Raw genomic sequence first — 13,416 nt, forward strand, 5'->3', positions numbered from 1 at the left:
CGCTACACCGTCAGTGCGAAGTTGGGGTTGACGCCGTAGAGCGCCAACGCGGCACACAAAACAACAACATTGACCGAGACCAGTGAGAAACGCATCGAGCGCCCCACCGCCTCGCCCACACCCACCGGTCCACCGCCGGCGTTGTAGCCGTAGTAGCAGTGCGTGACCATGACGATCGCCGCGATGATGATGGCCTCCAAGAATGACCAGAAGACGTCGTCGGGACGCAGGAACGTCCGGAAGTAGTGCTCGTAGGTGCCCGACGACTGTCCGTAGAGCACCGTCGTGACCATCTGCGGGGAGAAGAACGACATGATCATCGCCAACGCATACAGCGGGATGATCACCACCAGGCCGGCCATGATGCGAGTGGACGCCAGGTAGGAAATGGACTTGATGCCCATCACCTCCAGGGCATCGATCTCCTCGCTGATCCGCATGGCTCCCAGCTCGGCCGTCGCGCCGGCACCGACGGTGGCCGCCAGCGCGACCCCGGTCACCACGGGACCGGCGATACGCACGTTGACCAGTGCGGAGAAGAACCCTGTGAACGCCTCCACACCAATGTTTCCCAGGGACGCAAAACCCTGGATGGCGATCAGCGAGCTACCGGAGAGCGTCACGAAGCCGACGATCGCGGCGGTACCGCCGACGACGGCCATCGCGCCGGTACCCATGCCGATCTGGGCGATCAGCCGCAGAATCTCTTTGCGGTAGTAACGCAGCGCGTGACCCGACTGTCCGAGGCTGGTCAGAATGAACCACGCCAGGCGCCCCGATTCATCGAGTCCCCGGGTGACCGAGCCGGCGTAGCGATTGAAGTTCGCAATCGCCCTCGGGAAGCGGGCCCGCAGTACTGCGGCTGTCGACATGTCAGTGCCCCGTCCCGAATCGCACGCCGATCGTGGTCAAGATGACGTTGACCGCGTAGAGCGCGACCACGCACAACACAACTGTCTCGTTGACGGCGGTACCCAGACCCTTGGAACCGCCGCGCACCGTCAGCCCGCGGTAGCACCCGACCAGCCCGGCGATCAGGCCGAACGTCGCCGCCTTGACCATCGCGATCGTCACCTCGGGCATGCCGGTGATGGTGGTCAGCGTGGCCAGGTAGGCGCCGCCGTTGATGTTCTGCAGGTAGACACCGAACAGGTAACCGCCGACCAGGCCGACGGTGATCACCAGGGCGTTGAGCAGGGTGGCGACGAAGGTCGCGGCGATGACGCGCGGCACCACCAGTCGGTGGATGGGGTCGATGCCCAGCACTTCCATCGCGTCGATCTCTTCACGGATGGTGCGAGCTCCCAGATCGGCGCAGATGGCCGTCGAGCCGGCACCGGCCACCACCAGCACGGTGGTCAGCGGGCCGAGCTGGGTGACCGCACCGATCGCGGCACCGGCGCCGGAGATGTCGGCCGCACCGAACTGGGCGAGCAAGACGTTCAACGTGAAGATGAGCAGCACCGTCAGCGGGATGGAGACCATGATGGTCGGCAGCAGCGCCACCCGCATGACGAACCAGCACTGCAGAATGAGTTCCCGCCACTGGAACGGCCTACGGAATAGCGCCTTTCCGGTCAGCACACACATCCGGAAGAACCCGCCGACCATCGTCAGCGGTGTCTCTAGCTGGTCGCGAAGGTAGCCCATCAGGTGCGGGCCAGAAGACGTCGTCACCGTTGCCCCTTCCCGATAGGAGCACGCGGATCGCGGCTACACGGCCGATCTCGTCGCACGCCTCCTCCTTCCCCCGTCCCTAGGTGTGTGACCGACGGCTCACTACCGGCAGGCAGTAACCGAGACCACAGGAATGTACCTGATGCCTGTCTACGTGTGAACCGCATCCACACAATTAACACATCGTCTGCAGCCAGCGAACATTTTCGACCTTCTTAGCTTCCCTCTCTGAATTCAAATGACCTTGACACAGAACGACTTTCGGAGTAGACGCCTACTCCGTAGCGCAAACGCAATTCAGTTTTTAGCACCTTCCCGGAAGCAGGGAACGCCGGAGCCCTGCTCCCGGAAGGGTTTCGCGGTAGTGCGTCTATAATCTCGAGCGCCTTCGGGTGCTTGTAACGCGCAAGCCGCTCGGTCAGGTACTCACCTAAGTCTTCGATGCGAAGGTGGTCTTTCGTTACAGCCGCGACCGCTATCGGTACCTCGCCCCACTTTTCGTCGGCTCGGCCGATCACCGCGACCTCGACAATGCCGGGGTGGCTGGCAAGCACGTTCTCCACTTCGGCGCAGTAAACGTTCTCTCCGCCGGAGATGATCATGTCCTTCTTGCGGTCCACCACCCAGACGTAGCCGTCCTCGTCCATCCGGACCAGATCCCCGGAATGAAACCAACCGCCGGCGAACGCTTCTGCGGTCGCTTCCGGGTTGTTCCAGTATCCGCTCATCAGTGTTGGTGCCCGGTAAACGATTTCGCCGACCTGACCGATGGGCACGTCGTTCATCTCGTCGTCGACGACGCGAGCGGAGACGGTCGGGATCACTTTGCCGACCGAACCTCGCTTTCGGATCGCATCTTCGCCGAGCAGCATGCAGGTGACCGGAGACATCTCGGTCTGACCGAACGCCGCCATGATCTGCGTTCCCGGGAAAACCTCTGACATCTGACGCAGCAACGCAGCCGGTGCCGGTGCGGCCCCCCACGACATCACCCGCAAGCTCAGTTCACGTGGCCGGGCTTGTTGTTCCGCGCAGACGGCCTGCCACTGGGCGGGCACCAGAAAGATGCCGCTGACCCGTTCGGCCTCCAGCACGTCGAGCAGCTGGCCGGGGTTGAACGCGCCCAGTGGATAGATCACGGTGGGGACGCCGAGCAGCATTCCGCTGAGCATGTTGCCGATCCCGGCGATGTGGAAAAACGGGACGCCGATGAAACCCACGTCGCTGTTGATATTGGCGCCGCCGGTGTAGAGCGCCGTCATCACCTGGCCGGTGAGGTTCGTGTGTGTCAGCACCGCGCCCTTGGGCCGGCCGGTGGTGCCGGAGGTGTACATGATCAGCGCCGGCGAGTCATTGGGGATGTCGACCGGTTCGGGTGGGTCACCGGTCTCACTGATGAGCTCGTCGTAGCCCACCACGGTGGGATCGGATGCGCCGCCGGCTACCACGATCGTGCTCAGTGCGGGAGCGATCTCGCGGACGCCCACGGCGACCTGGGCCAGCACTTCTTCGGTGATGACCAGACGCGGTGCGCAGTCCTCCACCAGGAACGCAATTTCGGACGGCGTGAGCCGGAAATTCAGCGGAACCGCGATGGCACCCAGCATGTTGGCGGCCAGAACAGACTCGACGAACTCGGTGCGGTTGAGCATCAGGATCATCACCCGGTCCCCGAAGCCGACCCCTCGGCGGCTTAGGGAACCGGCCAGCGCGGCAACCCGATATCGCAGGTCAGCCCACGTCACGGTGTGACCGAGGTACCTGATCGCGGTGGCCCGCGGCTGCATCATGGCATGCCGCTCGAGTTGGTTGACCCAGTTCTGCCGGCGAGCCAAATAAGGCTGCTCCAGGGCGTGAGCGGCCTGCGGCAGGTGGCTGGCCAGTTCCGCGGTCAACTATGCAGTCCCTTCACTTGCGCACCGCTTGCGTCAGACTGATATTTGATAAAACATGGTGTTGCCTGGGTCACATTAATGTGCCCGGCGGCCCCAAACAAGACCCGAGACAAGACCACGTAAAGCCCCGCCACGCTCCGGAAAGACCTGGCAGGCCGTATGAACATACCGCTGTCCGCGCGTCGCAAAAGCCGGCGGCCACTATGCCGCGCGCAGTTGTCCGACGAAGTCGCCGGCCATCTGAGAGCGGCCATCATGTCCGGAACGTTGCGACCGGGAACGTTCATCCGCCTCGATGAGACCGCGGCCGAACTCGGGGTGAGCATCACCCCGGGTCGCGAAGCCCTACTGAAGCTGCGCGGTGAGGGCATGGTGCAGCTGGAGCCGCACCGTGGTCATGTGGTGTTGCCGCTGACCCGCCAGGACATCGACGACATCTTCTGGCTGCAGGCCACCATCGCCCGCGAACTTGCGGTCACCGCCACCGAACGAATCAGTGAAGTCGACATCGGGGAACTCGAGCACATCAACGATGCGCTCACCGCGGCGGTCGGGGCCGGCGATACCGAGGCGATCGCCGCGCTGGAATTCGCGTTCCACCGCGTCCTCAACCAATCCAGCGGGCGGATCAAGTTGGCCTGGTTTCTGCTCAATGCCGCGCGCTACATGCCCGCGCAGCTCTACGCCAGCGACCCGCAATGGGGTGCCGCAGCGGTGGACAATCATCGGCAATTGATCGCGGCATTGCGGCGCCGCGATACCGCGGCGGTGATCGAGCACAGTGTCTGGCAATTCACCGATGCCGCGCACCGGCTGACGCAAATGCTGGAGACCAACGGAATCTTCAACTGACCCCGTGGAATTCCGCTGAATTTTCTAGCCGGCGGTCAATTGTTCGGCACGCAATTTGAGATTTGCGGCGAGTTGCTCGAGCACATTGTTGAGTAGCAGCTTCACCATCGGCGGCGGCACCGGCATGCTGGGCTCGACGTCAATGTCCACCGTCAGCAAACTGGCGGCACCGGCTTCCACCACGCTGAACAACTGCTCCTGCTTGAGGAACAAATCGCCCTGCTGCATGACGGTTTGAATCTGATTCTCGCCCGGGTAGTACACGGCGTGGATGTAGACGCCCTCGAAGCCTTGAACCGAGGCGTCAAGCCGCACCTGGCTGGGACGGCCGTCGTCGTAGCGAGCCAGCACCCAAGCCCCTTTGACCCCTTCGTTCCATTCGGGGTACCGCTCGATATCTGCGACGATCCCCATGATCGATCCGGCGTCGGCGCTGACTTCGACGGTCTTGCTCAAAACTGGCATTGGCGAAGCATACCTGGGCACTCGGCAGGCGCCGGGCGTGCAGCCAGGCCGGTGATTAGGGTGTGCCGGTACCTAATTCACGCACGCGGTGGCCAGCAATGTGCGGATGGTCTCGGGGATCGGAACGGGTTTGCGGCTGACGCGGTCAACGTAGACGTGCACCCAGCGCCCCAGCGCGGCGATCGGCCCCGGCCCAGCCGGTCCCTCCCCGGCCCCGGGACTGGAGTTGAACACTGCAAGGCGGTAGGTGACGCTGCTGCGGCCCAGCCGCGTCACCGCCAGCCCCACCACGAGCTCTTGCGGGAAATGCAGTTCGGAGAAGTATCGACAGCCCGACTCCGCGACGATGCCCAGCGCGGCGGTGGTGAGCGGGTCAAGGCCGGTGCGGGTGTTGATCCAGGCGTTGATGGCCGTGTCGAACAGCTGGTAGTAGGCGGCGTTGTTGAGGTGGCCGAACATGTCGTTGTCGGCCCAGCGGGTGAGCACCGGCCAGAGCACCGGAAAATCACCGCTGGACAGCTCGTCCGGGGACGGCCCCGCGGGCACCGATGGAACTGGGACTTCAGCCATGGTTGTATTCCAACATGATTCACATCCGGGGTGCGGTCCTGGAGCGAATCGGTTCGCCCCGGCCGTACGCCCAATCTCGTCCCATCAGCGTCGTCGATCTCGATCTCGATCCTCCGGGCGACGACGAGGTGCTGGTCCGCATCGAGGCCGCGGGCGTGTGCCACTCCGACCTGTCGGTGGTCGACGGCAATCGGGTCCGGCCGGTGCCGATGCTGCTGGGCCATGAGGCGGCCGGAATCGTCGAGCGGGTCGGCGACCGGGTCGACGATCTGGCCGTCGGCCAGCGGGTGGTGCTGGTGTTCCTGCCGCGCTGCGGCCACTGCCCGCCCTGCGCCACCGAGGGCATCACCCCCTGCGCACCGGGCAGCGCGACCAACGCCGCCGGAACCTTGCTCGGTGGCGGCATCCGGATCAGCCGTTCTGGGCAACCCATCTACCACCACCTCGGCGTCTCGGGTTTCGCGACACATGCCGTGGTGAATCGGGCCAGCGCGGTTGCGGTGCCCGACGAGGTGCCCCCGCAGGTGGCCGCACTACTGGGATGCGCGGTGTTGACCGGCGGAGGCGCGGTGCTCAATGTCGGCAAGCCGGTAGCCGGGCAGTCGGTCGCCGTCGTCGGGCTCGGGGGGGTCGGGATGGCCGCGGTGCTCACCGCCTTGACTCAGGACGGCGTCGCGGTATTCGGCGTGGACCAATTGCCCCAAAAGCTCTCGGCCGCAGAAGCCCTCGGGGCCAGCGCCACCTATACCCCACAGCAGGCCGCTGCCGCAGGCGTGAAAGCCGACGTGGTGATCGAGGCGGCCGGGCACCCGGCGGCGCTGGAGACCGCGATCGGGCTGACCGCACCCGGCGGCCGCACCATCACCGTCGGCCTGCCCCCGCCGGATGCGCGCATCAGCGTCGCACCGTTGGGCTTCGTCGCCGAGGGGCGCTCACTCATCGGTAGCTACCTGGGCTCGGCGGTCCCCAGCCGCGACATCCCGCGGTTCGTGTCGTTGTGGCAATCCGGACGCCTGCCGGTGGAATCGCTGGTGTCCGCGACGATTCGGCTGGACGACCTCAATGAGGCGATGGACCACCTGGCCGACGGCACCGCCGTGCGTCAAATCATCGTGTTCTGACCCACTAATCCGGGTAGAACGCGTCCGCCAGGGCATGACCCTGCATCGCGAACAGCCGCTGCGAGGTCGTCCATTCCGGTAGTAGCGAATCGAACCCGTGGCAGGCGCGCGGGAAGATGTGCAGTTCGGTGGATACCCCGGCTCCCAGCAGCCGCTGCGCGTAATCGAGCACTTCGTCGCGAAACGGATCGATCTCGCCGCAGGTGATCAACGTCGCTGGCAGGCCTGCCAGTTGACCGCGCCGGCCCGGGACCGACTCCGGTGAAGGTGTCTGCCCGGCCAGGTAATGACGCCACATGAGACTCGCCGCCTCACCATCGAAGGCCGGGGTGGCGCGGAACTCCGACCGGGATGCGGTGGGGCGATCGTCGAGCACCGGCTGGTGCAGCAGCTGGAAGATGACCGGTGGCAGCGACCCGTCGGCGGCGCCGTGCGCCAGGCCGGCGGCCAGGGTGGCGCCGGCGCTGCTACCGGCCACCGCCAGCCGCCGCGCGTCGAATCCCAACCGTGTCGCGTTGCCAACCACCCACGTCAGCACCTCGATCGCGTCGCGCAATGCCGCCGGGTAGGGGTGTTCGGGCGCCAGCCGGTAGTCGACCGAAACCACCGCACAGCGGGCACGACGAGCCAGCTCCAGGCACTGCCGGTGGTCGGTGTCGAGATTTCCTAAGGCGAAGCCACCCGCGTGGCAGTAAACGACTACCGGCGCCGGCGTCGGGGCAGCCCGGTAGATGCGGACCGGCACCGGCCTGCCGGCCTCCCCGGTGGCAACATCGTCGGCCACCGCTACCCCGGCGGCGGCCGTCTCGGTCGCGGCCGCCTCCCGGCGGCGCTGGTTCATCGACTCGCGGATCGTCAGGATCGACTCCGCGGTGAAGTCGATTCGCGCCGTCGCGACGGCGCGCAGCAAGGGGTCCAGCCGATCGACGGCCTCGGGTTGGGTCACCGCTGCCCCGCGTTGCGGTCGCCACCGTCCGCGGCGAACACGGCAGCGGGCTGGAAGCTGAAGTCTGCGGGCTTGAAGCGGCGCGTCATCCCCCAAAAGCTACGCGCGCTGCGCGGCCATTGCGTGACCACACGCCCGTTGGGCGCACGAAAGTAGTTGCTGCACTCGGTGGTCCAGACCGTCCCTGTCATCCACCGGTCGACCTTGGCTATGAATTCGGCCAGCACCCCCGGACGCACCGCGATGTAGGTCTTGGATTTGCGCCGCAGATGGGCCAGCGCCGCCACAATGTAGCGGGCCTGGGCTTCGAGCATGAAGATCACGCTGTTGGAGCCGACATTCGTATTGAGTCCGTAGAGCATGAAGAAGTTGGGAAAGCCGGGTACGGCCATCCCCAGATAAGCGTGCGCCCCGTCCCGCCAGACTTCATGCAGCCCAGCACCGTCCTCTCCGAGGACTTCCAGCTGACCCAGATAGTCGGCCGCGGCATAGCCGGTGGCGCACACCACGACGTCGACGTCGTATTCGGCGCCGTCCGCGGTGACCAACGATCGTTGCCTCAGGTAGCGGGCCGGACTGGTCACCAGCTCAACATTCGGGCGGGTCAGGGCGGTCAGAAACTCCGATGAGAACACCAGGCGCTTGCAGCCCATCGGATGGTCCGGGGTGAGTTGGCGACGCAATTGCGGGTCGCTGACCGTGTTTTCGAGCATCCGCAACGCCAGCTCCGTGAACTCTTTGGTCTTCGGGCTGCCGTGCTCGATCACGGAGATATTCGACTCGCTGCGCAGCCACAGCCGGGTCCGGTATAGCCGCGCGGCAAACGGAACGTGGGCGAAGACCCAGCGTTCCCAGCGGGAGTAGGGCCGATCCGGCTTGGGCAATATCCAGGTCGGTGACCGTTGTATCGAGTACACCCGATCCGCGACCTTGGCCAACTCCGGCACCAGCTGCGCCGCGGTCGAACCGGTACCCAGCACCGCGATTCGGGCGCCCGCGAGCGGCACCGAGTGATCCCACCGCGACGAGTGCATCACGGTTCCGGTGAAGCGCTGCTGCTCAACGAGATCCGGATAGGCCGGCCGGCTGAAGATGCCGACGGCCGATACCACGACACTGAATTGGTGCTGTTCACCGTCCGCGGTGCTCAGGGTCCACTGCCGGGTCTGGCTTTCCCAACGTGCGGATCGTATTTCGGTGCCCAGCCGCAGATGGGGTCGCAGCCCGTACCGATCGGCGCAGCGCTGAAAGTATGCCAATATCTCGGGCTGTCCGGACCACAGCCGTGACCAGCCCGGATTGAGGTCGAACGAGTACGAGTACAGGTGCGACTTCACGTCGCAGGCCAGTCCCGGATAGGTGTTGATCCGCCAGGTGCCACCCATGTCGGATTCTCGGTCGAAGATGGTGAAGTTCTCAAAGCCACGGTTTTTCAGCAGAATTCCCAGCGCCAGCCCGCCGGGGCCCGCGCCGATGATGCCGACCGATAGCGGGCTGGTCATGGCACCTGCAGGCACTGTCCGCCGTCGACCACGAGTTCGGATCCCGTGATGAATGATGAGTTCTCGGAGACCAAGAACGCCACCGCATCGGCGACTTCGGCGGGCCGGCCCAGCCGGCCGAACATCGAAACCGCCGCCAGCCGAGCCTGAGTCGGCTCATCGAGCATGGACGTCGCGATCGGCCCCGGGAACACCGCGTTGACCCGGATACCGGCGGGCGCCAATTCGGCCGCAGCCGTTTGGGTCAGGCCCCTTAGTGCCCACTTGGCCGCACCATAGGCGCAGTGGTGTGGGAATGGCCGGATCGCCCCGGTGCTGCAGATGTTGACAATCACCGGGCCTTCGGCCGCGCTCAGCGCGCCGAGCGCCGCCCGCATGCCAAGGAAGGCACCCAGACAGTTGACCCGCCAAGCACTTTCGAAGCCGGCGGCCGTCTCATCGACCAGCGCCGCACGGTGCAGCACGCCGGCATTGTTGATCAGTGCGGTCAACGCCCCGAATCGGGTGACGGCGCGCTCGACGGCCTCCTGCCATTGCGCTTCATCGGTCACATCCAGGGCCAGGGAAATCACGGCATCGTCGCCCGACTCGGCGACCAGCGCATCGAGTCGGTCGGCGCGTAGATCGCATGCCGCCACCGAGTGGCCTTCGGCGCGCAGTCGTTGGATAATCGCCCACCCCTGCCCGCCGGCGGCTCCGGTTACCAGCGCGACGCGCCCGCCGCCGGTCATCGGGTGCCCGCCGTCGCCTCGTTCAAGTATTCCGCGGCTCCCCGGCGCAGCGCTTAGGACTCGGCCGCCAGGGTGATCATCTCGAATCCCAGCTGCGCCATCGCTTTACCCGCCTTTGCGGCGCCGGCGTGGATGCCGGTGTGTAGGCTCGCCGCCGAAGCCGCGCGGTGGATTCCGACGACGGCCTCCCGGACCGCTGCGTGATCGAGGGCGCCGACGACGCCGGTTCCCAGCGAAATCGCCAGATCCGCGGGTCCGACATAGATTCCGGCCAGACCGTCAACCGCGCAGATGTCATCGATGGTCGAGAGCGCCGCGGCGGTCTCGACCATCGCATAGACGCCCGCCCGGGATTGCAGCTCGGCGGGATCGGCGCCCAGGCTTGCCCGCAGCGGGCCGTAGCTGCGCACCCCGGCCGGCGGATAGCGGGTGGCGGCCACCGCCGCGGCGGCCTGTTCGGCCGACTCGATCATCGCGATGATGACGGCATCGGCGCCGGCGTCGAGCACCCGCCCTATCGGTGCCGGATCCGCATTCGGCAACCGCACCACGGTGGCGATGGGCACACCTTCGAGTCGCCGGAGCAGGCCGGCAACGTCGGCGTCGTCAAGGTAACCGTGCTGGGTGTCGAAACCGACGTAATCGTAGCCGGTCCTGGCAAATTCCTCCGACCCCAGCCACGTTGGACCGGTGATCCAGCCGCCCCAGAGCGGCGTGCCCCGGCCGAGCCGCTGTTGGAGGTTGCTGACGACCTTCATGCGGTGATCGCGATCTTCACCCGTTCGGGCACCGGCCGGCACGCCAGTTCGAACGCCGCCTGCACGTCTTCGACGTCGAAATTGTGCGTGAGATAGCCGCTGAGCAGTTCGGGGTGCTCGGCGGCGAACTTCCCGGCGAGTTCGAGCATGCGCCGGCGATCCTGGGTGACACCGGATTTCAGGGTCAGGTTGTTGCGCAGCATGGTGCGCATGCTGATCGGGTAGGCGTCGTCGTCGGCGACGCCGAAATAGAACACGGTGCCCCCCGGCGCCGCGGCGTCGATGGCGTGCCCCAGGGTAGCGACCTGATGTCCGACGGCTTCGATGACGATGTCGGCACGATCGCCGGCGCCCAGCTGGCTCACCCAGCGATCGCTGGTGGCCCGGACGGCGTCGTCGACTCCGAATGTTGCCGAAAGGTTCTCCCGGTCGATCGGATCGACCCCGGTTACCCGGCGGGCCCCCGCCACTTTCGCGGCATGGGAGAAGAGCAGCCCGATCGACCCCTGTCCGATGACGGCGACGTGCCGACCCGCCAGATCCGGTAGTTGCGCGCAGGCGTACAGCACACAGGCCGGCGGCTGCAGGCCGACCGCTTGAGTGGGAGTAAGCCCCGGGTCATAGGGCGCCAAGCCGTCCCCATCCGCGATCACCCGCTGCATCAGGCCGTCGAATCCCGATGCCCAGCCCACCACGCGGTCGCCCTGGTGGTGGGCGCGATGCCTGCTGGCGATGACTTCACCGGCCACTTCGTGAATCGGGAAGCCGTCCTTGGCCGCCGCGCTGTGGCCGTCATCTCCGGGCAGGTGTCCCCTGGCGCCGCGAAAGGCGGGCAGGTCGCTGCCACACACCCCGGCGGCCTGAAACCGCAGCAGCACTTGCCCTTCCGCCAAGCACTCGGGTGTCTTGTCGGCGATCGAGGTGCGCTCGAAGAGGCAGGGGGCAATGATTCGATAGGACCACACGTCAAACCTCCACCGGGATCTTGTTCCATCCCCACTGGAAGCTGGATGGCAATCGGGTGGCCTGCGCTGCGCAGATCTGGAATTCGGGCACCCGCCGGAACCATTCCTGCAGTAGTACCGAGATTTCGAGCCTGGCCAGGTGATACCCGATGCAGAAGTGCTGACCACGGCCGAACGCCAGGGAGCGCCGGATCGGCCGATCCCAGATGAACTCGTCGGGATCCGGGTACTCACGCTCGTCGCGGTTGGCCGAAGCCAGCAGCGTGATGACGCGCTGGCCCGGCTCGATGGTTTGGTCGCCTATGGTGAACGGCTTGCGTGCGGTTCGGGCAAACCATTGTGCGGGGGCACAAGAGCGGATCATCTCCTCGCGCGCGACGTTCACGTTGGACTGCGGGTCGGTGCGCACCGCCGCCAACTGGTCGGGACGCCGGCTGAGCTCCCACAGCCCGTGCGCCACGATCTTGGGCACGGTCTCGGTTCCCCCGATGAAGATGCAGAGCATCTGGGTGGCAACCTCGGTGTCGTCGAGCGAACTGCCGTCGGGCAATCGGTAGCGCAGCAGGCCGTCAACAACCGGAAGCTCCCCGGTCGGATCCGCCCGGCGCTGCCGCACGACCGGGACCAGGAACTCCAGATAGTTGGGCCGAGTCTCGGCGGTGTCGACGCCGACGCCAGGTTCGGTGAGGCTGCCCGCATTGACGGCGGCAAGCACCTCTGGCGCCAAAGAGGCTGGCATTCCCAGTAGTTCGCATACGATGCTGGCCACCACCACACCGCCGTAGTCTTGGGTGAGGTCGAATGGGCCTTGCGGCAGCAGCCGGTTGAGTCGTTCGTTGGCTAGCTCGCGGATTCTGGCTTCGAGCCCGGCCACGGACTTGGGCCGAAGCGGTGGGGAGTGCGCGCGGCGGATCTCGCCGTACAACGGTGCGTCGAAGACCGCATGAAACGGCAGCGGATGCCACGGCGGGTCGTCCACCGGGCCGCTATTGTGCCGGGCCAGCACCGACGCGGCCGGCAACGTCCCCTCCGACGCGACGAACGTTCCGTCGTTGACTTCCAGTACCCGCCAGATGTCGTCGAAGCGCGAGATCGCGAAGGTATCCCATTGCGGCAGGTAGTACACCGGTTGTTGGTCGCGCAGGACGCGATAGTAGGGCAACGGGTCGGCCATCACCCGGGCGCCGAAAGGATCGTAGCTGAAGTTCACTGCAGCGGCGAAGGCGGTAGGGACTGCAGAATGGAGTCTTCCCAGCCGTCACGCAGCGCCGGGGCCACGCTCATCCATGTGACGATCTCGGCGGGCGGGCTCTCCTTCCAGGACGGGTAGTGGTTGGCAAAGCACTCCCAGCCGCCTTCCAGCGCCCAGTAGTGGATGACCTCGTTGTAGCGAAACGTCGTGGTGAAGGAGCCGAGCCAGTGTTTGCCCGTGCGCTCCGACCAGGGCACATAGAGTCGCTCCAGTTCTCGGATGTAGTCATCTTGGCGGCCCGGCTTGGTTTGCATGATCTCTTGAATCACCAGCGGGGCAGTGAAATTGGATGCGCGTAGCTGTGCCAGGGTCTTGTTGGCCGGACCCGGGTACATGATCCGCCCCTCGCCACGCGCTCCGATGTCCGCCAGGAATGCGGCCCACTTCCCGGCCGCGGCCTCCTGGCTGCCGCCTTTGGCCTGTGCGGCACCAATCCTGGAATAGTCGGCGAAGCCATCTATCTCCCAGATGATCGTCACCTCTGGCCAGCGGCCGTTGTAGGGGGTGGACTCCCAGATCGCGAACAGCCGGGCGCCAAGCTCCTCCATCATCGGCTGACAGACTTGGACAAACAGTTCGGTGAAGCGGTCGCTTCGCCCGGATCCCAGCTTGATCGTCTCGTGCAGATACAGCAGCGTATGCCCGTAATATTTTTTCATCGACCCTCAGGTTCCTCGGGTTC

General features: G+C 65.7%; 14 protein-coding genes. 2 read left to right on the plus strand and 12 right to left on the minus strand.

What is annotated here, in order from left to right; translation table 11 throughout:
• Positions 1–2 precede the first annotated feature (2 nt).
• From MMSP_RS00920 to fadD5, 3 genes are all read right to left on the minus strand, one after another.
• Positions 3–872, minus strand: a complete 870-nt coding sequence (locus MMSP_RS00920) for an ABC transporter permease (RefSeq protein WP_012392390.1) — start codon at positions 870–872, stop codon at positions 3–5.
• A 1-nt stretch (position 873) separates the two neighbouring features.
• The gene (locus MMSP_RS00925) at positions 874–1,650 is read right to left on the minus strand and encodes an ABC transporter permease (protein ID WP_015354177.1); all 777 of its coding nucleotides are present in this window, start codon (positions 1,648–1,650) and stop codon (positions 874–876) included.
• Between the two features lie 242 nt (positions 1,651–1,892).
• Complete coding sequence (gene fadD5, locus MMSP_RS00930; protein WP_036425914.1) at positions 1,893–3,572, minus strand: fatty-acid--CoA ligase FadD5; 1,680 nt, start codon at positions 3,570–3,572, stop codon at positions 1,893–1,895.
• Positions 3,573–3,731: 159 nt separating this feature from the next.
• Here fadD5 and MMSP_RS00935 point away from each other — a divergent pair, with 159 nt between their 5' ends.
• Entirely contained in the window at positions 3,732–4,424 is a 693-nt protein-coding gene (locus MMSP_RS00935) for a GntR family transcriptional regulator (protein WP_020785090.1), read from the plus strand.
• A gap of 24 nt (positions 4,425–4,448) precedes the next feature.
• Here MMSP_RS00935 and MMSP_RS00940 read toward each other — a convergent pair whose 3' ends face one another.
• Together MMSP_RS00940 and MMSP_RS00945 are read right to left on the minus strand one after the other, a co-directional pair.
• On the minus strand, positions 4,449–4,889 hold the full coding sequence (locus MMSP_RS00940; RefSeq protein ID WP_015354174.1) for an SRPBCC family protein: 441 nt from the start codon (positions 4,887–4,889) through the stop codon (positions 4,449–4,451).
• A gap of 72 nt (positions 4,890–4,961) precedes the next feature.
• The gene (locus MMSP_RS00945) at positions 4,962–5,435 is read right to left on the minus strand and encodes a thioesterase family protein (RefSeq protein ID WP_086085822.1); all 474 of its coding nucleotides are present in this window, start codon (positions 5,433–5,435) and stop codon (positions 4,962–4,964) included.
• Positions 5,436–5,473: 38 nt separating this feature from the next.
• Between MMSP_RS00945 and MMSP_RS00950 the strand changes: the two genes are divergently transcribed.
• Positions 5,474–6,580 (plus strand): alcohol dehydrogenase catalytic domain-containing protein, encoded by a 1,107-nt coding sequence (locus MMSP_RS00950; protein WP_036426988.1) that lies wholly within the window; start codon positions 5,474–5,476, stop codon positions 6,578–6,580.
• A gap of 4 nt (positions 6,581–6,584) precedes the next feature.
• Here MMSP_RS00950 and MMSP_RS00955 read toward each other — a convergent pair whose 3' ends face one another.
• Genes MMSP_RS00955 through MMSP_RS00985 form a run of 7 tightly spaced genes read right to left on the minus strand, consistent with a single transcriptional unit; the run spans position 6,585 to position 13,393 of the window.
• A complete protein-coding gene (locus MMSP_RS00955; protein WP_015354171.1) occupies positions 6,585–7,526 on the minus strand; it encodes an alpha/beta hydrolase in 942 nt (313 codons plus the stop codon).
• Positions 7,523–9,028 (minus strand): NAD(P)/FAD-dependent oxidoreductase, encoded by a 1,506-nt coding sequence (locus tag MMSP_RS00960; RefSeq protein ID WP_020785093.1) that lies wholly within the window; start codon positions 9,026–9,028, stop codon positions 7,523–7,525. The genes MMSP_RS00955 and MMSP_RS00960 overlap by 4 nt, the downstream gene beginning before the upstream one ends.
• Complete coding sequence (locus tag MMSP_RS00965) at positions 9,025–9,759, minus strand: SDR family NAD(P)-dependent oxidoreductase (RefSeq protein ID WP_020785094.1); 735 nt, start codon at positions 9,757–9,759, stop codon at positions 9,025–9,027. Before MMSP_RS00965 ends, MMSP_RS00960 begins: the two co-directional genes overlap by 4 nt.
• A 53-nt stretch (positions 9,760–9,812) precedes the next feature.
• Positions 9,813–10,517 carry an HpcH/HpaI aldolase/citrate lyase family protein gene (locus tag MMSP_RS00970; RefSeq protein WP_020785095.1) on the minus strand — a complete coding sequence of 235 codons (705 nt, stop codon included), beginning with the start codon at positions 10,515–10,517 and terminating at the stop codon, positions 9,813–9,815.
• Entirely contained in the window at positions 10,514–11,482 is a 969-nt protein-coding gene (locus tag MMSP_RS00975; RefSeq protein WP_020785096.1) for a zinc-binding dehydrogenase, read from the minus strand. The genes MMSP_RS00970 and MMSP_RS00975 overlap by 4 nt, the downstream gene beginning before the upstream one ends.
• 1 nt (position 11,483) lies before the next feature.
• Positions 11,484–12,692 carry a cytochrome P450 gene (locus tag MMSP_RS00980; RefSeq protein WP_020785097.1) on the minus strand — a complete coding sequence of 403 codons (1,209 nt, stop codon included), beginning with the start codon at positions 12,690–12,692 and terminating at the stop codon, positions 11,484–11,486.
• Entirely contained in the window at positions 12,689–13,393 is a 705-nt protein-coding gene (locus tag MMSP_RS00985) for a hypothetical protein (protein ID WP_012392377.1), read from the minus strand. Before MMSP_RS00985 ends, MMSP_RS00980 begins: the two co-directional genes overlap by 4 nt.
• Between the last annotated feature and the right edge of the window lie 23 nt (positions 13,394–13,416).

Origin of the sequence: Mycobacterium sp. 012931, from assembly GCF_000419295.1 — a bacterium.
GTDB lineage: Bacteria > Actinomycetota > Actinomycetes > Mycobacteriales > Mycobacteriaceae > Mycobacterium > Mycobacterium marinum.

What these genes read in the sequence shown, in the direction of transcription:
- MMSP_RS00920 (WP_012392390.1), bottom strand. Translation starts at nt 872, where the DNA reads ATGTCGACAGCCGCAGTACTGCGGGCCCGCTTCCCGAGGGCGATTGCG.
- MMSP_RS00925 (WP_015354177.1), bottom strand. Translation starts at nt 1,650, where the DNA reads ATGGGCTACCTTCGCGACCAGCTAGAGACACCGCTGACGATGGTCGGC.
- MMSP_RS00935 (WP_020785090.1), top strand. Translation starts at nt 3,732, where the DNA reads ATGAACATACCGCTGTCCGCGCGTCGCAAAAGCCGGCGGCCACTATGC.
- MMSP_RS00940 (WP_015354174.1), bottom strand. Translation starts at nt 4,889, where the DNA reads ATGCCAGTTTTGAGCAAGACCGTCGAAGTCAGCGCCGACGCCGGATCG.
- MMSP_RS00950 (WP_036426988.1), top strand. Translation starts at nt 5,474, where the DNA reads ATGATTCACATCCGGGGTGCGGTCCTGGAGCGAATCGGTTCGCCCCGG.
- MMSP_RS00960 (WP_020785093.1), bottom strand. Translation starts at nt 9,028, where the DNA reads ATGACCAGCCCGCTATCGGTCGGCATCATCGGCGCGGGCCCCGGCGGG.
- MMSP_RS00965 (WP_020785094.1), bottom strand. Translation starts at nt 9,759, where the DNA reads ATGACCGGCGGCGGGCGCGTCGCGCTGGTAACCGGAGCCGCCGGCGGG.
- MMSP_RS00970 (WP_020785095.1), bottom strand. Translation starts at nt 10,517, where the DNA reads ATGAAGGTCGTCAGCAACCTCCAACAGCGGCTCGGCCGGGGCACGCCG.
- MMSP_RS00985 (WP_012392377.1), bottom strand. Translation starts at nt 13,393, where the DNA reads ATGAAAAAATATTACGGGCATACGCTGCTGTATCTGCACGAGACGATC.